The organism is Oscillatoria salina IIICB1 (assembly GCF_020144665.1).
Taxonomy (GTDB): Bacteria; Cyanobacteriota; Cyanobacteriia; order Cyanobacteriales; family SIO1D9; genus IIICB1.
The window spans coordinates 24,191-44,385 of record NZ_JAAHBQ010000015.1 but is presented as its reverse complement, the minus strand read 5'-3'; the positions used below and the strand labels follow the sequence as shown (position 1 = coordinate 44,385).

General features: G+C 41.8%; 17 protein-coding genes. 7 read left to right on the top strand and 10 right to left on the bottom strand.

Translation table 11 applies throughout. The features are described 5' to 3' along the window. Positions 1 to 166 precede the first annotated feature (166 nt). A complete protein-coding gene (gene mrdA, locus G3T18_RS05845) occupies positions 167 to 1,945 on the top strand; it encodes a penicillin-binding protein 2 (RefSeq protein WP_224409598.1) in 1,779 nt (592 codons plus the stop codon). Between the two features lie 79 nt (positions 1,946 to 2,024). Here mrdA and G3T18_RS05840 read toward each other — a convergent pair whose 3' ends face one another. The 5 genes from G3T18_RS05840 to argF all read right to left on the bottom strand — a co-directional run bounded on the left by G3T18_RS05840 (position 2,025) and on the right by argF (position 8,108). Next, positions 2,025 to 3,926, bottom strand: coding sequence for an alpha/beta hydrolase (locus G3T18_RS05840; protein WP_224409597.1), 1,902 nt, complete (start codon positions 3,924 to 3,926; stop codon positions 2,025 to 2,027). Between the two features lie 516 nt (positions 3,927 to 4,442). Continuing rightward, entirely contained in the window at positions 4,443 to 4,889 is a 447-nt protein-coding gene (locus tag G3T18_RS05835) for an Hsp20/alpha crystallin family protein (RefSeq protein WP_224409596.1), read from the bottom strand. A gap of 145 nt (positions 4,890 to 5,034) precedes the next feature. Beyond that, positions 5,035 to 6,042, bottom strand: coding sequence for a tRNA dihydrouridine synthase DusB (dusB, locus tag G3T18_RS05830; protein ID WP_224409595.1), 1,008 nt, complete (start codon positions 6,040 to 6,042; stop codon positions 5,035 to 5,037). 57 nt (positions 6,043 to 6,099) lie between these two features. Beyond that, positions 6,100 to 6,711 carry a transcriptional repressor LexA gene (gene lexA, locus G3T18_RS05825; protein WP_224409594.1) on the bottom strand — a complete coding sequence of 204 codons (612 nt, stop codon included), beginning with the start codon at positions 6,709 to 6,711 and terminating at the stop codon, positions 6,100 to 6,102. A 473-nt stretch (positions 6,712 to 7,184) separates the two neighbouring features. Continuing rightward, entirely contained in the window at positions 7,185 to 8,108 is a 924-nt protein-coding gene (gene argF, locus G3T18_RS05820) for an ornithine carbamoyltransferase (RefSeq protein WP_224409593.1), read from the bottom strand. 118 nt (positions 8,109 to 8,226) lie between these two features. Between argF and G3T18_RS05815 the strand changes: the two genes are divergently transcribed. Both G3T18_RS05815 and truB read left to right on the top strand, forming a co-directional pair. Further along, positions 8,227 to 9,846, top strand: coding sequence for an alpha/beta hydrolase (locus tag G3T18_RS05815; protein WP_224409592.1), 1,620 nt, complete (start codon positions 8,227 to 8,229; stop codon positions 9,844 to 9,846). A gap of 730 nt (positions 9,847 to 10,576) precedes the next feature. After that, on the top strand, positions 10,577 to 11,464 hold the full coding sequence (gene truB / locus G3T18_RS05810) for a tRNA pseudouridine(55) synthase TruB (protein WP_224409591.1): 888 nt from the start codon (positions 10,577 to 10,579) through the stop codon (positions 11,462 to 11,464). Positions 11,465 to 11,491: 27 nt separating this feature from the next. On the opposite strand, the gene rpaB is transcribed toward truB, so the two are convergent. Next, positions 11,492 to 12,235 carry a response regulator transcription factor RpaB gene (rpaB, locus tag G3T18_RS05805; RefSeq protein ID WP_224409590.1) on the bottom strand — a complete coding sequence of 248 codons (744 nt, stop codon included), beginning with the start codon at positions 12,233 to 12,235 and terminating at the stop codon, positions 11,492 to 11,494. A 478-nt stretch (positions 12,236 to 12,713) separates the two neighbouring features. On the opposite strand from rpaB, the gene G3T18_RS05800 reads away from it, so the two are divergent. Next, positions 12,714 to 13,043 (top strand): hypothetical protein, encoded by a 330-nt coding sequence (locus G3T18_RS05800; protein ID WP_224409589.1) that lies wholly within the window; start codon positions 12,714 to 12,716, stop codon positions 13,041 to 13,043. 63 nt (positions 13,044 to 13,106) lie between these two features. Here G3T18_RS05800 and G3T18_RS05795 read toward each other — a convergent pair whose 3' ends face one another. Next, a complete protein-coding gene (locus G3T18_RS05795; protein WP_224409588.1) occupies positions 13,107 to 13,535 on the bottom strand; it encodes a universal stress protein in 429 nt (142 codons plus the stop codon). Positions 13,536 to 13,676: 141 nt separating this feature from the next. On the opposite strand from G3T18_RS05795, the gene G3T18_RS05790 reads away from it, so the two are divergent. Both G3T18_RS05790 and G3T18_RS05785 read left to right on the top strand, forming a co-directional pair. Beyond that, positions 13,677 to 15,272, top strand: a complete 1,596-nt coding sequence (locus tag G3T18_RS05790) for an alanine/glycine:cation symporter family protein (protein WP_224409587.1) — start codon at positions 13,677 to 13,679, stop codon at positions 15,270 to 15,272. Positions 15,273 to 15,395: 123 nt separating this feature from the next. Beyond that, a complete protein-coding gene (locus G3T18_RS05785) occupies positions 15,396 to 16,010 on the top strand; it encodes a COP23 domain-containing protein (RefSeq protein ID WP_224409586.1) in 615 nt (204 codons plus the stop codon). Between the two features lie 104 nt (positions 16,011 to 16,114). Here G3T18_RS05785 and G3T18_RS05780 read toward each other — a convergent pair whose 3' ends face one another. Both G3T18_RS05780 and G3T18_RS05775 read right to left on the bottom strand, forming a co-directional pair. Beyond that, positions 16,115 to 16,663, bottom strand: coding sequence for a 1,2-dihydroxy-3-keto-5-methylthiopentene dioxygenase (locus G3T18_RS05780; protein WP_224409585.1), 549 nt, complete (start codon positions 16,661 to 16,663; stop codon positions 16,115 to 16,117). A gap of 304 nt (positions 16,664 to 16,967) precedes the next feature. Continuing rightward, positions 16,968 to 17,837, bottom strand: a complete 870-nt coding sequence (locus G3T18_RS05775) for an Mce/MlaD family protein (RefSeq protein ID WP_224409584.1) — start codon at positions 17,835 to 17,837, stop codon at positions 16,968 to 16,970. Positions 17,838 to 18,203: 366 nt separating this feature from the next. Here G3T18_RS05775 and G3T18_RS05770 point away from each other — a divergent pair, with 366 nt between their 5' ends. Beyond that, positions 18,204 to 18,401, top strand: a complete 198-nt coding sequence (locus tag G3T18_RS05770; RefSeq protein WP_224409583.1) for a hypothetical protein — start codon at positions 18,204 to 18,206, stop codon at positions 18,399 to 18,401. Between the two features lie 35 nt (positions 18,402 to 18,436). Here the strand turns inward: G3T18_RS05770 and G3T18_RS05765 are convergent, their stop codons facing one another. Beyond that, the gene (locus G3T18_RS05765; protein ID WP_224409641.1) at positions 18,437 to 20,002 is read right to left on the bottom strand and encodes an ABC transporter permease; all 1,566 of its coding nucleotides are present in this window, start codon (positions 20,000 to 20,002) and stop codon (positions 18,437 to 18,439) included. Between the last annotated feature and the right edge of the window lie 193 nt (positions 20,003 to 20,195).

The window sequence follows — 20,195 nt, the reverse complement described above, 5'->3', positions numbered from 1 at the left end:
TGCGCTTAATTTTTTACCTGGTTTTTCCCCCATCTTCGTTACTGAAAATATTATCGGTGCAAGTAGGCTTGGGTTTATTCTATCCGCCCATTCACCTATCTTCACCTAGGAAACTATTAACATCTAATCTAAACAATTTAGTCGTTTACCCCTCCCGATTAACTCAATGACGATAATTCAGTCTGGTTCTAAACTTGGAAGACGACCCACTCCTCGTACTGTAGGAAGCCAATATCAATCATTAATTATGATGTTGCTGATTAGCTTGCTTCTGTTGGGCGGAATTGGCTTTCGTCTGTTTTACCTCCAGCTAGTCCAGGGCGAGCAAAATCGGCAGTTAGCAGAAAACAACCGCATTCGCTTAATTCCGAAACAGCCAGTGCGAGGGACTATTTTTGACCGTAAAGGCAAAATTCTTGCTAGTAGCCGCTTATCTCACTCGGTCTTTGTTTGGCCTATTGCTCCCAAAAAACCTAACTGGCTGCAAACTAGGGCGCGTTTGGCAGAGATTCTCGATATCCCAGAAGAGGAAATACAAAAGCGGGTTGAGGAAGCAGGTGAAGATTTACTAGAACGGATGCGGGTTGCTCGTGGTTTGACACCTGCTCAGATTACTGCTCTTAAAGAGTTTAGCCAAGAACTAGAGGGAGTAGAGGTAGATATCGAACACGTCAGACACTACCCTAATAAACAGCTAGCTGCTCACGTTTTAGGCTATACGGGAGAGTTAACCGCAGAAGAATTGGCTCGTCGAAGACAGGAGGGCTATCGGCTTGGTGATATTGCTGGGAAGATGGGAGTTGAAGCCTCTTTTGAAAAGAATTTGCGTGGAGAGTGGGGCGGCAAGCAAGTTGAGGTTAATGGTGCTGGTAAGGTATTGCGCGTGCTAGGTGAAAAGCGTGCTAAAGCAGGTAAGGACGTTAATTTAACTATTGACCTAGAGTTACAAAAAGCGGCGGAAGCTGCTCTTGGCAGACGTAAGGGCGCAGTTGTCGCACTTGACCCGAATGATGGTTCTGTTTTAGCTTTGGTTAGCTATCCTTCTTTCGATCCGAATATTTTCTCATCTCGAATTACACCGGAGACTTGGAAGCAGTTACAAGGGGAAGGTAATCCGTTTGTTAATCGAGCGCTACGCGGTTTTCCACCAGCTTCTACGTTTAAGGTGGTGACGGCTACTGCTGGTATGGAGTCGGGTAAGTATTCTCCGAATACGGTTCTCAATACTTACGCTTATCTTAATGTTGGTGGTACTAGGTTTGGTGAGTGGAACCGAGCCGGATTTGGTCCGATGGGTTTTGTTCGGGCTTTGGCTTGGAGTAGTAATACCTTTTTTGGTCAAATTGGTCGCGGTGTGGGCGGACCGACTTTGATTGAATGGTCGCGTCGCTACGGTTTTGGTGAAAAAACAGGTATTGAGTTACCTGAAGAAGTACCTGGTTTGATTGCTGATGACGCTTGGAAGCAAAAGCGGTTTAATTGGGAATGGACTGTAGGTGATACGGTGAATATGTCTATCGGTCAAGGTTTTACTCAAGCAACGCCTTTACAGGTGGCGGTGATGTTTGCTGTCCCTGCTAATGGCGGCTACCGAGTTAAGCCTCATTTGTTGAAAAATGATGCTCTACCAGAGCAGTGGCGAGAGTCTTTGAATTTGAAACCAAGTACGGTGCAAATTCTACAACAAGGTTTAAGACAGGTGGTTGCTAGCGGTACGGGAGGAGCTTTGCGGGTGCCGCATTTGCCTCCTGTTTCTGGTAAAAGTGGTACGGCTGAGGCTCCTCCAGGTCGTCCGCACGCTTGGTTTGGCGCTTATGCTCCTGCGGATAAGCCAGAAATTGTGGTGGTGGCGTTTGCAGAACATTCTGGTGGTGGCGGTGGTTCGGTTGCTGCACCGATCGTGCGTCAGGTGATGGAGAGTTATTTTAAGAAGACCTCTAAATAGGGGGACAAGGGGATAAACTGCTAAGTGTTAAGTGGTCACCGATCGCTGTTCGCTGTTCACTGAACCCAGTCCTCAATACCTAATCCTCTAAAAGTTCGGTTAAATAGCTATCGAGATTTTGGCTAGAAGTTTCTACTTTAGGGAGGGTTTTACGACGACGTAAGAAGTTGGGTGCGAAGGGAAGAAATTTAGCGGTTGCTAGGGGATCTCGCTGAGTTTCTTCTAAGGGCGATTTGTAGGCGATCGGGCGATCGCTGACTCCTAAGACTTGCAGCCATGCTTCGAGTCGGGCTGGTAGTTGGGTGGTTAAGCGCAGTTGTAAGGGCGAGGGATTTTGACCGGATACTGTTGGTGTTAAACTTTGGGCATATTCTGGGGTCAGAAATAATTTGTAGTTGTTGGCTTCGGGGCTTTGTTGTTTGATAAAGGCTAAGGTTGTACCTTTTACGAGTTGTCGTAAGGGTTCGGCTGGAGTACCTAAAAGTTCTTTGACGAGAGTGGTTTGTCTGACTGCACTGTTGATGTTACCAATGTCGGTGACGCTCATGTGGGTTCCGCCGATCGCTGTGAGTAGATATTTTTCTCCTTTTAGTTGGGTAAATGGTAAAAGCTGATGGTGTAAAGGTGGGGCGATCGCGTCTTCGCTTCCAGCTAAAATCATTGTCGGTATTTTGATTTGATTTAAGCCTTTGTCACCAAAGAGTTTTCCGACTAGGGGGTTAAGGGCGATCGCGGAAACGATGCGGCGATCGCGCAGGGAGTTGGGGCTGTCTGGTAAGCTAATCCCAGCGCATTGCAACCAATCGGCGGGCGATCGCCCTAATGGACTTAAATCTGAACAAAAAAAGCGCAGTTGAGGTAAGTTTAATTCTCCTCCTGCTAAGGCTAAGGCGGTATAACCTCCTAAGGAGTGACCGATAATAGTTACTTGTTCGGTGTTAAATTTATTTTCTAAATAACCAGGATATTTATTTAGTCTCTGGAGTTGGTCTAATAAAAAGCTGACATCTTGGGGACGAGCGCTAAATTCGGAAGCGGGTAATAAATCGGCGGGGTTTAAACCGATTGACATTTCGGCGACTGCATCAATATTACTGCCCGGATGTTCTAAGGCTGCGACAGTTAAACCATAGGATGCTAAATGTTCCGCCAGATAAGTTAAAAATTTGCGGTCGGCAGCAAAGCCGTGAGACATTACTACTAGTGGACCGCTAGTGTTGGCGCTGTAGTAAATATCGACGGGGATAGTTCTCTGACGTTGGCGATCGCGTAAAATTAATGTCCGTCTTCGGATTTGTTCTGCTCCTGGCGCTGTGGGATCTATGCTGGAACGAATCGATCTGGCTGTGGTTTCTACACTTAGTTCTCGCTCTAGCATCGGAGCCAAAATTCGGCTTTGGAGGTTTGAGGCGTTTAATTGTACGACAATTCCTACTGCTGCTGTTGCATCTACGGTCAGATTTTCGGCTGGATAGGCTCGTAAAAAACTAATCGCGCTTAAACCATCTGCTTGCTGTACTGCAATCTGAATTGCTGCTTTTAGCTGTTCTGGTTTACTTCCTGGTAAGGCGATGCTGAGTTGTTCGATTAATCTTTCTCCATCGGGAGAGTTTAAGAGTTCTTCAAGAAATTTTTCGGCTACGCTAGGTTCGATTTGCAAGCTGTTTCCTAGAATTTGTCGCACTTGCGGGGTTAGTACCGGGGCGTAGAGTCTTAAAGAAGCTGGCAGTTTGCCTGTTTTGGCAAATTCTTCTAAATCGTTTACTGCAACTGAACGTTGAAGCGGTCCTAAACGCAGAGTCAAGCGTTCTGCTGCTGATACGGGTGTGGCTATGCTACAACACAAAGCAAACAAAACTATCGACAGTCCCGTCAGACTCCGGCGACGCTGGCGTTTTTTTTGACCTGACGCTACTGCTAGCTTACTTTCTTGTTTGAGCTTGGATGTCCTGTAGCCAGAACAGTCGAGCTGAGAGTTCATGGTTTTGGTTTAACTGTAGAGATGCTTATTATTTATCTTATTTATGCAAGTTACTAAATCATCCGGATTGAAGTGACTGTTTTCAGGTGACTCAAGTTTCCCTTCCGTGCTTTTGCGGAGAAGGGCGAGGTTTTTTTGGGTTAGAGAGCCATTGCTGGAGAATGATTTGGACATAAATACTCAAACAGTTTCGTGTCAGCATCTATCTTCTATAGATACACCAATTTGGGTGGCGATCGCGAATTTGAATTTAATTAATTCTTGCTTTGGCCAATCTGCGGATATTTTCTCTAGTCATTATATAATAATAGGATTGGCAATTTATGCTTAGTTGTTTGCCAATCCTAATTATTAGTTGTTTAAATTATTGAAACGAATTTTTAATCAATATCTTGCACTTACAGAGAATAAATTACTGGTAACAAGAATTATTTTTCAGTCGTTATTTGGCAGAGTTTAGCTGACGCAGTTACCCCAAATATTCTCAAGCAAAAGTGCAAGTTCCGCTCTGAACCTTTAGCCGATGTTGACTTTGACAACTTTATTTTTCTCTTCATCAGCTTTGGGTAAAGTTAGCTGGAGAATCCCATCTTTGTATTCAGCTTGTACTTCGTTGTTTTTGATTTTTCCGGGTAGGGGAATTACTCGTTGAAATTGTCCGTAACGGAATTCAGTACGAGTCATTCCTTCTTCTTCTGATTTAAATTGAGACTTACGTTCGCCGCGAATAGAAACAGCTTCCGCAGTAACTTGTACGTCTAAATCTTGAGGTTCCATACCAGGAATTTCTAAACGAAGATGGATAGCATCAGCAGTTTCTTCGATTTCGGCTGCGGGTGCAAAAGTAGCCATAGCTGAACGACGATGTTCGCCGTCTTCGGTCAAGAAACTATCGAATAAACGATTCATTTCTCGTTGTAAAGAATCAACTTCTCGGAAAGGTTGCCAACGTACCAGTGCCATATTCATGACCTCCTAATTGCTTGATTTGTTACTGGCAAGTTGATTAATCTTGCTTACACTATTAAGATATCTAAGCTACCTTAAATAAGTAGTTCGGCTTTGTACCCATTGCTATTAGCGATCGCCGAACCTGGGTTAAGTGTAATTAGTTGAGAGTGGCGATCGCGCGATCGATCGATTCCCATCCTTCCTCGACGCTTTCAAGACGCGAAAGACGATCTCGTAATTTACTCGCACCGGGAAATCCTTGACAATACCAAGCCATGTGTTTTCTTGACTGGCGAATACCCCGAATTCCTTTATATTCCCACAAGCCTTGGAGGTGTTCTTTAGCACATTCTAAACGCTCAGTTATTGTTGGTGTGGGTAACTCTTTACCTGTCTTAAAATAATAATCTATTTCTCCCACTAAAAACGGATAACCTAAAGTCCCTCGCGAACACATTACACCGTCGGCGTTGGTTTCTTCGAGACATTTGATTGCGGCGGCGACGGAAAAAATATCTCCGTTAGCAATTACGGGAATAGTTAGTATTTCCTTTACTTTGCCAATCCATTCCCATTTGGCGGTGCCGTTATAGCCTTGGGCGCGGGTACGACCGTGTAAAGTTAACATGGAAGCACCTGCGTCTTCCATTCGTCGAGCAAATTCTAAGATGTTGATTTCTTCGTCAGACCAACCGATGCGGGTTTTGACGGTGACGGGTATGGATACGGCTTTGGCTACGGTAGTAACGATCGCTGCTGCGGTTTCTGGTTGACGCAATAAGGAACTTCCGCCGCCTTTTTTGGTGATTTTGTTCACGGGACAACCCATGTTGATGTCGATGGTTTTTGCTCCTTCGGCGACGGCTTTTTCGGCTGCTTCTGCCATAAAATCAGGACGGCAGTCGAATAGTTGAATGCTGATTGGTTGTTCGTCGGGAGCAATTTCCATGACTTTTGGTAGTTTTCGCAGATGGTGCAATTCTTTGGCGCTTACCATCTCGGTGTATGTCATTGAGTCGGGGGCGTAACGTCTTACTAGTCGCCGAAAAACTAAGTCGGTAACTCCGGAAAGGGGTGACTGGAAAACGCGACTTTTGATTTCGACGGAACCGATTTTTAAGGGTGTGGCGAGTTTGCTTTGCAGGCTGGGAGATATTTTGACCATATTATTAGTAGTTGGTAAGCTGAGACTTTTGCCCAGCTTACAATTTTTAAGTTGGGTTTAAGCAAGTTGATAACCGCGCCAGACTCCTACGAGTATTCCTTGTACTTCGACGTTGTTTGCTTTGACTTCGATGGGAGGATAGTTGGGGTTAGCGGGTTTGAGAATCACTTTTTCTTGGTTGCTGTAAAAGCGTTTTAAGGTGGTACCGAGTCCTGTAACTCTCGCGGCGACAATTTCTCCGTTTTTGATTTCTTCTCCTTTATGAACTTTACGCACGATCGCCATGTCTCCTTCGGCGATATGATCTCCAATCATGCTGTCTCCGACGACTTTTAAGGCGAAGTGGTTTTTTTTGTTGAATAATTCTGATAAGTCGAGTTTTTCTTTTACGTCGGTGAAAGGTTCTACTAATCCTCCCGCCGCGATCGCTCCTAAAATTGGTAGTCCTTGGGGTTCTTGATGTAAAATCCGAATCGTTCTCGCTTTCCCTTCTGACCAATCAATGTATCCTTTGTTTCGCAAACGCTCTAAACGACTTTGCACTGGGGCTGGCGATTTTAATTTCATTGCTTTCATCATCTGACGTATTGATGGTGCGTGTTGGGTGGTGCGAATATATTCCACTAGCCAATCGTAAAGCTCTTTTTGAGCGGTTGTTAATGGTTCCATAGCTTTATCTTTGGGGCAAAATGGTTTGTTGGTGTTCTTCGGCTGGGAAGTTTTTACCTTCTCGGCTGAATACTTTTTATCCTAGAACAGTTGTACCAGAGAAATTGGCTTTTTGTCATCATTTTTGCTAAGTTTTTTTTGTCTGTTACTAACAATTACCAACTGCCAAGAAAATTTTTTCTAGCTTGAATTAAAAGTCAACAAAGATTACGACCAAAATTGTTCTCAATCAGTCTTGAGTTGAAGCAATAATCAACAAGTTCGACAAATTTTGTTGGTGGTTAAGAAAATTATCTTGCCAAAGAAAAATTAATATGGTAATATATATATAGTGGAGAAGGTGCGCGCCTATAAGGTCACTTGGCCGAGAATTTGTCAAATTGAATTTGCAACAAGCAACAGGAAGTGTAGCGATCGCCGAGCGCAAATTTCCCGGAGAGAGAGGAGGACTGAAGTCCTCACTACGAACAAACTTATGTCTCAGCACCTAGTAAACTAGCAAGTAAAGCTTTTTGAGCGTGCATTCTATTTTCAGCTTGATCCCAAACTCGCGAGTGAGAACCTTCTAAGACAGCTTCAGTAATTTCTTCTTCGCGATGTGCAGGAAGACAATGAAGTGCGATCGCGTTAGGATCGGCATCAGCGAAAAGTTCCTCATTAACTTGATAAGGTTGGAAAACCGGAATCCTCGCATCAGCCATAGATTCTTGTCCCATACTCGCCCAAACATCAGTATAAATTACTTGAGCCTGTTTCACTGCGGCTTTGGCATCCTGAGTAAGCTCTATTTGCGCGTTATCCACCGCAATTTCCTTCGCTTCCTCAACGATACTACGATCTGGTTCGTAACCTGGAGGACAAGCAATACGAATATTCATCCCCATTTGTACGCAACCCAACAGCAACGAATGTGCGACATTATTTCCATCACCAAGATAAGCGACACTAACCCCACTCAGAGAACCAAAACATTCTTGAATAGTCAATAAATCGGCTAAAACTTGACAAGGATGCTCCAAATCGCTAAGAGCATTAATAACCGGAATTTTCGCGTAGCTAGCAAAAGTTTCCAAATCCGCTTGTTGAAACGTGCGTACCGCTAAAATATCCAAATAGCGATCCAAAACTCTCGCAGTATCAGAAATTGGTTCGCCGCGACCAACTTGGGTTACATTAGGATTTAGGTCGATAACCTGACCGCCAAGTTGGTACATAGCCACAGAAAAAGAAACACGAGTTCTCGTGGAAGCTTTGTAGAAAAGCAGTCCGAGAACTTTTGGACACTTAAGTGAGATTTCTTGGTTTTTCAGTTGCTTGGCTAAGGCTAAAAGTTGTTTAATTTCTTCAGGAGAGAAGTCTGTCATCCTGAGTAAATCTCGTCCTTTTAAGTTTCCCATTACGATCCTCCTAGTAATTAACCCAACCCGGAAAACTTAAGGTTAGGCATAAAAAGTCATTATAAGCTGGATTTTACGACGCGATCGCCCAATCGCATTAATCACCATTAACTAACTAATGAACACAAATCTGCCACGTAGTTTACCTTTTACAGCTAAGTTAGGAATTTTCCTCTTTAATTTGGGAGTTTGCTTGACTTCTACTGCGATGCTTCCTGTAAAAGCAGCAGAACGTATTTACTTGTCTGTCGGTCCGTTGGAATTTTCGATCTCGGTAAACGCACTGGAAGAATACGCCAAAGAAGGTACGATTAGGGGAGAATTAGCTAATTATGCGAAATATTTAACTCCAGAGCAACTCGAACAGTTACGAACAATTTTGACGACTCGTGCAGATTTGACTCCCTTAGCAGTTTCCCAATTTTTCTACTCGAATCAAGGTCAACTAATTTTACGACGAGTGGGTGAGATTATTCAAACAAAAGCGCGACAACCGGGTTTTTATGCAATTCGTTCGGCATTAATTTTAGCAGCCGCAGACGAAGGTGAAGGTTTGACTCCTTTGAATGTGTTGAAAAAGTTTCCGACTGAGGGAATTTTAATTCGTTCCGATCGCGGATTTGAAATTATCGACCAGTTAAGTAGTATTATTCAAAATACTAATTTGGCGATCGCGAAAATTGAAACTCAATCCCAAGCTGAAGTTTCCCCAGAAATATTAGAAAGTTTTGCGACGCTACCAGATTTGCGTCAACCTGGTAACGTTGCTTATGAAACACAGACTTTAATTCTTAGCGATCGTTCTCGCGGACGCATTTTTCCTACTGATTTGTATGTTCCCCAACAACCTCAATCATCTCCTTTGCTGGTAATTTCTCACGGACTTGGTTCGAGTCGCGAAACTTTTGAGTATCTCGCAAAACATTTAGCTTCTTATGGTTTTGCTGTCGCTGTTGTCGAACATCCTGGTAGTAATGCTCAACAGTTACAACAACTTGCTAGTGGTTTAGCTAATGAAGTTACTCCCTCACGAGAATTGATCGACCGACCTTTGGATATAAAATATCTTTTAGATGTCTTAGAAAGCTCTTATTCACAACAAATAAGAACCGATAAGGTGGGGATTTTGGGTCAATCTTATGGAGGTTATACTGCTTTGGCTGTTACTGGTGCTGAGTTTAATTATGAGAAGTTACAAAGTGTTTGTCCACCTTTGAATTCGTTGAATTTATCTTTGTTAATTCAGTGTCAGGCTGATACTTTACCAGATTTGAATTACAATTTACAAGATGAGAGGATTCAGGCTGCGATCGCGATTAATCCTTTAACTAGCACGATCTTTGGTGAAGATGAGTTGAGTGACATCGAAATTCCTTTGATGATTGTTACTAGCAGTGCAGATACTGTTGCTCCGGCTTTGGCTGAACAAATTATACCTTTTACTTGGCTGAATAACCAGGAAAAATATCTCGTTTTGCTTAAAGGGGGAACTCATTTTTCTGCTTTGGGTAGTTCGAGTGAGGAAGGTGTCCCAGTCCCGGAACAAGCGATTGGTCCAGATCCTCAAGTTGCTCAAGAGTATATTCAAGCTTTAAGTGTGGCTTTTTTTGCTACTTATATTAGCGATCTTTTGGAGTATCAAGTTTATCTTAGTCCCGCTTATGCTCAGTTTCTTTCTCAAGATTTGCTTCCTTTGAGTTTGGTGGAAAATTTAATATTAGAAAATCTTGGCGAATAAGCAGTTTTGTGGTATTTTTTAGCTAGGGTTTCTTGATAATGAAAATCTGAGTAGCTAATTTTTGACGGTTAGATTTCTATTATTTAAATAATGCCACAAAATCAAGACAATAATTGCTCATTTAATTAAAATTATTTAGATTAATTTCACTCAGGTAAAACTTATAGGTTGCTCTTTAGCTAAAGATAGTTGAATGTGAAAAAAAATCTGCGAAATTAGACCGGAGAAAACTTGATTTTTGGAAATGATTGTGCTATTCTCGAGGTAGATTTTCTTGATAATGGGGATCTGAACAATTGTTTTCTAAAAAATATCAGAAAAATTCGCTCGCGCTCATTTAATTTCAGAAAAATCTGCAAAATTTGAGGCGGAGAAAACTTGATTTTCGGAAATTATTGTGCTATCCTTTAGGTAGAGCTTATTGATAATGGGAATCTGAGCAAGTATTTTTCGCAGTTATATTTTTATTATGTTATATTTTTATGATTTAGATAATACCAAGAAAAACTGAATCGCGCTCATTTAATTTGCAAAAATTCCTTGAATTAGACGCAGAAAAAAGTTGATTTTGGCAAATTATTGTGCTATTCTTTAGCTAGACTTTCTTAATAATGGGAATCTGAGCAAGTATTTTTTAGCACTCATAATCCCATTATCTAGATAATACCAGAAAAAGTCAAAAATAAATAGTATAATTGCTAACAAATATTCAATTCTTAATATTAGGACTGTGTTAGGTTTTCTTAACTTAAACAAACCTGCTGGATTAACATCTCACGATTGCGTCGCCAAAGTGCGAAAAATGTTAAAAATTAAGCGAGTTGGACATGGTGGAACCCTCGATCCGGCGGCGACTGGTGTATTACCAATTGCGATTGGCAAAGCAACCAGATTGTTACAATTTTTACCAACAGCAAAAGCTTATCACGCAAGAATCCGCTTTGGTGTAAAAATGACTACTGACGATTTAGAAGGAGAAATTATTGCTACTAAATCAACGGCGGATTTAAGTTTAGAAAAAATTGAACCTCACTTAAGTAATTTTCTCGGAAAAATTGAGCAAATCCCGCCAGCTTATAGTGCAATTCAGCGCGAGGGAAAGCGGATGTATGAGTTAGCTAGGGCTGGGGAAAAAGTGGAGGTTCCGAGTAGAATTGTAGAAGTAACGAAACTGGAAATTTTAGCTTGGTATCCGGGGGAATTTCCGGAGTTAGAAGTAGCAATTAATTGTGGTGGGGGAACTTATATTCGGGCGATCGCTAGGGACTTAGGAGAGGCAGTAGGTACTGGCGGAACTTTGGTAAACTTAATGCGTACTGAAAGCTGTGGTTTAAACCTAGCCGATAGTCTCACCTTTGAAGAATTATCAGATCGCTTAACAGAGGGAACGTTTGAACTAACTTCACCAGAACAAGTTTTGTCTCATCTCCCCAGGGTAACTTTAGCTAGCAGCGAAGCAAAACGCTGGTGTCAAGGACAAAAAATTAATCTGTCTCAGGAAAAAAAGTCTTCCCTTTTCGTTCAAGTTTATGGAGAGGAAAGCTTTTTAGGTATTGGGGAGATAGTTGCATCTGAAAAAGAACAACTTTTGCTTCCAAAAGTCGTTTTAGCGTCTTAATTTAGATAATTGGTAAATGGGGTTTTGTCAAGCACCTGCGGCTTGGGGTAAACTCACAAGACGCTGAAATGAATAACCTGTACCACGCTCAGTAATAATAAATTCTGGATTTCGAGGATCTTCTTCAATTTTGCCTCGCAAACGAGAGATATGCACATCAACCACTCGTAGATCTGCACGTGCTTGTGGTGAGTATCCCCAGATTTTCCTCAAAATATCAGCACGAGAGACAGGTTCCCCAGAATTTTCCACTAAAAGTTGTAGTAAGTTAAATTCTATTTCCGTCAGTCGTACCAGTTCATTACCTAAATAAACCCGGCGCTTGTTCGCATCAACGTAAAGCGTACCAACTTGTAAAACTCCAGAATTAGGAAGATTACCGTTGAGCGAGTTTTTTTTCTGAAACCGACGCAAAATCGAGCTAATTCTTGCTTCTAATTCTTTCGGTGAAAAAGGCTTTACTAAATAGTCATCGGCGCCAAATTGTAGCCCTGTAATTCGATCTGATACATCCCCTAAAGCAGTAAGCATAATAATCGGAACATCCGATTCTTTGCGCATTTCTTGGCAAACTTCATAACCATCTTTTCGGGGCATCATTACATCTAAAACAACTAAATCTGGTAACGCAGAAGCAAAAATGTCTAATGCTTCGTGACCATCGGCGGCGGTTAAGACGTTGTAACCAACCATAGTTAGGCGCGTTTTCAAGATACGGCGGACGGCAGCTTCGTCGTCTACCACGAGGATTTTTCCCTTGTGGTTTTCCACGTTTATCTATACTCCTTGCTGAGTCTGCGGTAATTTTTTTGTCTTTTTAAAGTTTTCCCACCTGCGAGCAAATAAAAGTTTATTCAAATTAACTGCCACAGCTTAAAATTATTACCTCAATCGGGTATAAGTGACAGTTTTTTAAGTGATAAATTTTTTAATCTGCTGTTAATCATTTGATTACTTACACAGGTGTAAGAGGCTTTTATTTTTTTGTCGTTATCAAAATGATAACACATTTTGTTATACTTTTCCAAGCCCTAGCTGTAAAAAGATTACAGCTTTACTTTTTCCCAGTAAACCGTAACAGCACCGAAGTTTGTAGGAAAAACGGTATCAAATTTAGCTGATATCTTAACTTAAATTTACACAAGGTGAGTGTCAACTTATATAATAGTGAATTCATTGTGATAACTCAAATATACTTGACAAGAGGCTGTTATCATCACTTACATTAAGTTGCAAGCGGTTGAAGGCAATGCCCAACCCATTTCTTGGTGTTAGAATCCCCCCAGAGATAGATGAAGCGATCGCTGCTCGGATGAAAGAAACTGGGCAGTCAAAATCAGAAATTACGATCGCGGCTCTCAGGAGTTATTTAGGAATTACATCCTGTCAAGATCGGCTCTCAGAAGTCGAGCAAAGATTGTCAGCATTAGAAAACATTGCTGGGGAATTGTATCGTCTGCGACAAGCAGAACGAACGTCAGGCTTAGAAAACACAGAAAGTCTAAAAAGTCAAGACATTTCGTCAAAAATTGAGCCGCATCATTCCCATCACCATCAAGGAATTGACGAACCAAGTTAAACATTTTTTGACTATATAATAATCAAGGAATTTATCGCTCGCGCGATCGCCTGAAGAGGAAACCTAACGACGCAAAACCAATACCGGACAATGGGAAAACCGAACAACCTTCTCAGCCACAGATCCCAAGAAAAAACGCTTCAAACCAGTATAACCATGAGAAGGAATCACGATTAGCTCAATATTCTCGTTTTTAGCATAATCAATAATTTGCGAACTCGGATCGCCAATGGCAACATAATAGTTAATTCCTTGATATTTAGGTGCAGATAACTGTTCGAGGAGATTTTTTTCAACATTTTGCTTGCGAGTGCGATCGTTAACCGTATTCCATGCTACGCCTGGATCGGCAGGATTCAAATGAGGTAAAACATGAATAACATAAATATTGGCTGAATCATTGACAAAATCCCTAGTTTCTGCAAGAGCTTGCCAAGATTCTGTCGAAAAATCGATCGGGACAAGAACGCGATTAGTGGTAATTAAGCTCATAATTTTTACTAATTCTTGGTATCATAGCAAGATCGATAAATATCGTCTATCTTTACCCAGTAGTAAGATAAACCAATTTGACGATCTTAATCTTATTATCAAGCAAATCCCGAACCGAAAAACGATATTTTAAGAAGTTTTATGGTACAAAAAACTCGTACTTATCAAAAAAAAATCAATTCGTTGTGGAAAATTATGAGGAAACAAGCTTGGCTATACTTATTGCTATTTCTGTTATCAATTCCCACCACAGTCTTGGCTCAAGATGAACAAGCTAGTAACAGTTTCTTCCAAGGAATTAACCAAGGCTTCACCTGGTTTGTCAACAAGATCGTCTTTGGTATCCTTTTCTTCGATGCCGGGACAGGTATTCCCTTGATCGTTGCGTGGCTAATTATCGCTGCCATCTTCTTTACAATTCGGATGAAACTGATTAATATTCGCGGCTTTAAACACGCCATCGACGTTGTCAGAGGCAAATATGACGATCCCGAAGAAGAAGGAGAAGTAACCCACTTTCAAGCACTAGCAACAGCTCTGTCAGCCACAGTAGGATTAGGAAACATTGCCGGGGTAGCGATCGCCGTGAGCGTCGGCGGTCCGGGTGCAGTATTCTGGATGACGATCGCAGGTTTACTCGGCATGAGTAGCAAATTCGTCGAATGTACCCTCGGTCAAAAATATCGCCTCGTCAAGCCAGACGGGACAATTTCCGGCGGACCAATGCGTTATTTGTCAAGAGGCTTAGGCGAAATTGGTTTCGTAACCTTGGGGAAAATTTTCGCGATCGCCTTCTCCTTATTCGCGATCGGCGGCGCATTCGGTGGCGGCAGTATGTTTCAATCAAATCAATCCTACGAAGCCGTTGCTGGAGTTCTACCCTTCATCCCTGCCTGGGTTTACGGTTTAATAGTTGTTGCCTTAGTCGCCCTAGTAATTATTGGCGGAATCAAAAGAATCGGCATGGTAGCAGGGGCGATCGTTCCGGTAATGTGCATTATCTATGTCATTGCATCCTTACTAATATTGCTCCTCAACTTTAGCGAAATTCCCACCGCCTTCGGAATAATCATCAGCAGAGCATTTAACCCTAGAGCCATAGAAGGAGGTATAATCGGCGTAATCGTCCAAGGAGTAAGACGTTCCGCATTTTCCAACGAAGCCGGACTAGGAAGTGCCGCGATCGCCCACTCAGCCGCCAGAACCGAAGAACCCATCCGCGAAGGTATCGTCGCCCTCCTCGAACCCTTTATCGACACTGTAATCGTTTGTAACATGACCGCCCTCGTCATCGTCATCACCGGAGCTTACAACAACCCCGAATTTGCCCCCCTCCGAGATAGTGGCGCAGGTGCAGCCCTCACTAGCGCCGCCTACGGCACCGTTTTAGCATGGTTTCCCGCCATCCTCGCCTTAGCCGTTTTTCTCTTCGCCTTCTCCACGATGATTTCTTGGAGTTACTACGGCGAACGTTGCTGGGAATACCTCTTCGGAGAAAACAGCTTAATTATCTACAAAATTTTCTTTTTACTCGCTATCTTCATCGGTGCAATAGTTAAACCAGGACCCGTAATCGACTTCAGCGACGGAATGCTTTTAGCAATGGCATTTCCTAATTTATTCGGAGCCTACTTCCTCTCTAACCAAGTCGCCAGAGACTTAGAAAATTACCTTCAACGCCTTCATTCTGGAGAAATGCTCACCTACGCTGAAGAACAAGCCCGAAAAGTTAGCTAATCCTCACTTTTTTCGTTCCCTGATTTTAACAGGGAACAGCCCTCTGAAGCTACCTAATTGACAACTTATCTTGTCTCTAACCTGCAAACCATATTTAAATAAAGTAAATGCTGTTAGCCGAGAATGAAAATGCGGACTGTAACTAGCCAAATTACGAAAATTACCACACCAGCCTTACTCGCTAGTATAATTTTATCCGGTATCGTAGCTTGTTCGCGGCAAACTAATCTTCCCCCAACCGAGGAACCAGTCAACACTGAATTAGCCGATACCAATACCGAAACTACTATTTTCAACTGCGTACAGCAACAAGGTAGTTGGGCGACAATTGCTCAAAGAGGAAATGTTTCTTCTTCTCCGATTATTAGTTGGCAAACTGTAGAATTTGGCGAAAAATGGACTCCAGAAAAAAGATGTCAGCACGTTTCCGAGAAATTGACTCAAGCAGTGAAAAATAATGGTGGTGAATTAACTAATTTGGAGCTTACCTACGGTGATGTTGATGGTTATACAGTGATTTGTCTCGTCAAGTCACAGGAAAGCTGTAATTCTGCTAATCAACTCTTCACCTTGAATGAACAGAATCGTGCAAATCCTGCTTTTGCACTCAAGAAATTAGATAATTTTGCTCAAGGAAAAGCAGGTGAAAGTACAGTTGAGGAAAGTGACGATTTGCCTGAGTTTGTTTCCTTGGAAGCTTTAGTTGATGCTTCTTTCCAAGTTAGCGAAGATGGTTGAGATAATTACCGAAAAGTTTGGGTTTAAAGCTAGTAATGGCTTTAAACTAGACAAACTTGATGAAACAAGAATCCACTCGGCTTTAGCCAGTGGAGTGTTAACTACTATCCACTGGTAACTGACAAACGAATTTCTGTATCCGTATATTCAGGAATCCAACCTTCGGTAGTGGTAAAATAACGCACAGCTTTAACACGGCGCGAGTCAGTCAAACGAAACCAATGTTCAACTCTGGCGGGTACGTTAATATATTCTTCTGGGTGAATAGTTAACTCGACTTGCGTTCCATCGGGACGGACAAAACCAAAGATGCCTTCACCATCAATAATATAGCGAACTTCGGCATCTGCATGAGTGTGACAGCGATCGAATTTTGACAGTAAAGTATCAAGATTGGGTGTATTTGGATGCAAAACAATTAGGTCGCGATCTTGATAGCCTGCGGTTTCTTTGAGATGCTGGAAATAATTGTCTAAGCTTTGTAATACCTGTTCTTTTTGTGTATCGGTCAGGGTTTCTTGAGCTAATAAGTTGCGAGTTTCTGGATCGTCAATTTGCCAATAATTTAATTCTACATTCAAGGGTGCTAATTCGCGAGCGATATCTTCTAAGTTAGTATAAATAGTGTTATTTTCTAGTTGTAATTTTGCCATTTTTCCCTCCAATTTCTAAGTATACAGCAACGCTTATTAAGTATAGTTTGTCAGCGAGCGTTTGTTCTTGAGCCAAATATACTGCTTCACCTCCCGATACTTCGACTTTACAGGTAATTATTATTTAGTTGCTTCTTTTTCACAAAAAACATGGAAATAAGCGATTTTTCCTGAGAGTAAGGCGATCGCCTTACCCAATGCTTTATTTTAACAAGTTATTAAAGACAAATCCAGATACTGGGTAACTGGTAAATCGGGGGAAGCGATCGCCACCAACTACCAATTACCAAATATCAAACTAATCTTAATCCAACAAAGTTTCTAACAAACTAATTTTCCAATAAACTCCACCCCATTCATTTTCTAATTCCCAATTAATTTGATTGCGATCTTCTTGAGAACGATCGAGCAAAGAACCACTAATACTATTTCGCAGTCTGATTACTTCAGCAAAATCATTATCAATTTGGTTTCGATTTCGCCCGTTAATTCCTCGGAAACTATCATGGAGATTATTAACTGCGCGTCGGAGATCCCTAGTGCGATCGTTAATTAATTGTTCGACGTTAGTAGTCCTTAATTCTTCAGTGAAATCGTCGATATCTTCCTCTAATAAAGTTAAAGCTTGATTGATTTTTTGACCGCGTCGAGAGTCTTCGTCAGGAAATTGACCAATAATTGTATCTGAATTATCTGCGTCTGTTAGCAATTCTTCTACATCGTCTAAACTATCTTCAATATCATCCCACTGGTTTTCAACTTCGTTATCAAGATTTCTCGTATTTTCGATCGTATTATTCAGAGAATTGCGCAAGTTGGTAACTAGCTGTAAATCATCATCTATTTGATTGCGGTTGCGACGAACACCACGAAAACTGTCGTGGAGATTATCTACTGCTTGACGAAGATCGAGAGTGCGATCGTTGATTGCATCTTCGATGTTTTTACCTTCAATAGTTTGCCGAAAACTATCGATATTTCTTTCTAATTCTGTTAATAGTCGGGTGATTTGTTCGCCAGTTCGGGAATTTTCTTCCGGATATTGGGCGAGAAGTAGCGTTTGATTAGATTGGAAACTGTCTGGTTTGGTAGTTGCAGCTAATCCTGTTGAGGAAATTGTTCCTGAAATAGCAATTAAGCATCCAATAAATGAGGCTTTTAAAAATGTATTCATCGATCGCGTTTGTTCTTTTTTCTTAACTAACTTAAGGTTTAAAGCACAGATCTGCTTTGAGTTCGCTCTTTTTGCTCACTGAATCAGAACGAACCCACTTGTACTATTATCTGCTATTTGCTGTAGACATCCTCTATCGATTTTATGTTCCCTGAGTCTAGTTGAAAAGTTACTTAAGGTAGATCGCTGTCTTACTTACGAGGGAACTAGCCCGCGATCGCTATGAGCTTACCTTCACTGTAACGCTTTCCCCAGGTCTACGGCTCGGAGGCAGTCTGAGTAAAAATAAAGTTATTTTGAGGTTAACTCATGGTTAAAGTAAAATTATTCTCGACGTAAAGATCGAATTAAATTTTGTAATGTTGAATGGTCGAGATAGGAACGAGAGTGCGAGTGCTTTATCCTCTTTATGCTGCGGGAACTTGCGGACGCATCCAAGCAAGGGAAGAATCGGGGCGCTGGATAGTAAAATTGGACGAAAGTACCTTTGCGGGTGCTACTGAGTCAGTGCTGCTATCTTTGGAGGAGTCAGATTTTGAAATTATTCAGGAGGAAAGTGATTAGAAAATGAGATGGGGGAAAATTTTGCTAGTTTCCGTCTAACTGGGGCGGGATTTAGCAATTCTCAAACTTAAGAAAATAACTGGTATAATCCCGACTAAAACGATCGCTAGTGCGGGTGCTGCGGCTTCGATGAGTCGTTCGTCGGATGCGTACTGATAAACTTGGACAGCGAGGGTATCAAAGTTAAAGGGACGAATGACTAAAGTTGCTGGTAATTCTTTCATGACATCGACAAAGACTAACATTGCCGCAGTGAGCATTCCTCCAGACATCAAAGGTGCGTGAACTTTAACTAAGGTGCTGCTAGGATTGTGTCCGAGACTACGAGCTGCATCGTCTAAACTAGGTTTAATTTTACCTAAGCTAGATTCTACGCTGTTGAAAGAGACGGCTAAAAAGCGTACTAGGTAAGCGAAGACTAAAGCGGTAATTGTCCCACTGAGGAGTAAACCTGTAGAAATCCCCAAATTAGCACGCATCCAGCTATCGAGGGTGTTATCGAAGCGTCCGATGGGAATAAGTACCCCCACAGCAATAACTGAACCTGGTATAGCATAACCCATTGCTGCGATGCGAACTGCAAAACGCATCAATAAGTTAGGACGGAGACGCTGTCCGTAAGCTAAAATAAGCGCGATCGCTAAACCTAATCCGGCTGTAATTGTTGCTAAAATTAAGCTGTGACTGGCAAGATTGAAAAATTCCTGATTGATGGTTTTCTCCGCGTTAGCAATTGTCATTTGTAATAGGTAAGCTGCGGGAATGAGAAAGCCGAAAGCAACAGGCAGCAAACAAGCGATCGCTGCTAAAATTGCTCTTATTCCTCCTAGCTGAAATTTAGACTGTGATTGGTAATGACTGCGACTTTGGTAATAACGGGATTGACTGCGCGACCAACGTTCGAGCAAAATTAAGACGAAGATAAAAATCATCAAAACTGCTGAAAGTTGTGCTGCTGCTGCTCTTTCTCCCATACCTAACCAAGTACGATAAATACCTGTAGTAAAGGTATTGACTCCAAAAAATTTAACTGTCCCAAAATCGCTTAAAGTTTCCATCAAAGCGAGCGCTAAACCTGCTATAATTGCAGGTCGTGCTAAAGGTATGGCAACAGTTACAAAACTACGCCAAGGAGTGCAACCGAGAGAACGACTAGCTTCTAAAGTACAAGTACATTGTTCGAGGAAAGCTACTCGCGCTAAGAGATAAACATAAGGATAGAGTACCAAAACTAACATGGCGATCGCGCCGGGAAGGGAACGAATGTCAGGAAACCAATAATCAGCGACACTACTCCAACCAAACAAATTTCGCAACCAGGTTTGCACTGGTCCGAAATAATCGAGCATATTCGTATAAGTGTAAGCTAATAAATAAGCTGGTGCGGCTAAAGGTAACAATAACCCCCACTCAAAAATATTACTCCACCAAAAGCGACACATCGTGACTAACCAAGCCGTTCCTACCCCAATGAGTAACACCCCAACGCTAACACCAAGCATTAATCCCAGCGAATTAATGATATAACTTATTAATACAGTAGAGACTAAATGACTCCAAATTTCGCCAGAGTCAGTAAAGATGCTTGCTAAGACAACCATCACTGGTGTCGAGATTAAAAAGGCGATCGCGATCGCGAAAAATGTCCAATTATCCCATCTCCAACGCGAAAATGCTGGTAAATGCTTCTCGAAATTTAGCCCCGATGCAGCCAATTTCCTCTCCTCCCTGGCAAATGCCAAACTATTTAATGAGAATTAATTTCACAAACTCGTTTATTATAAATTGCAATCT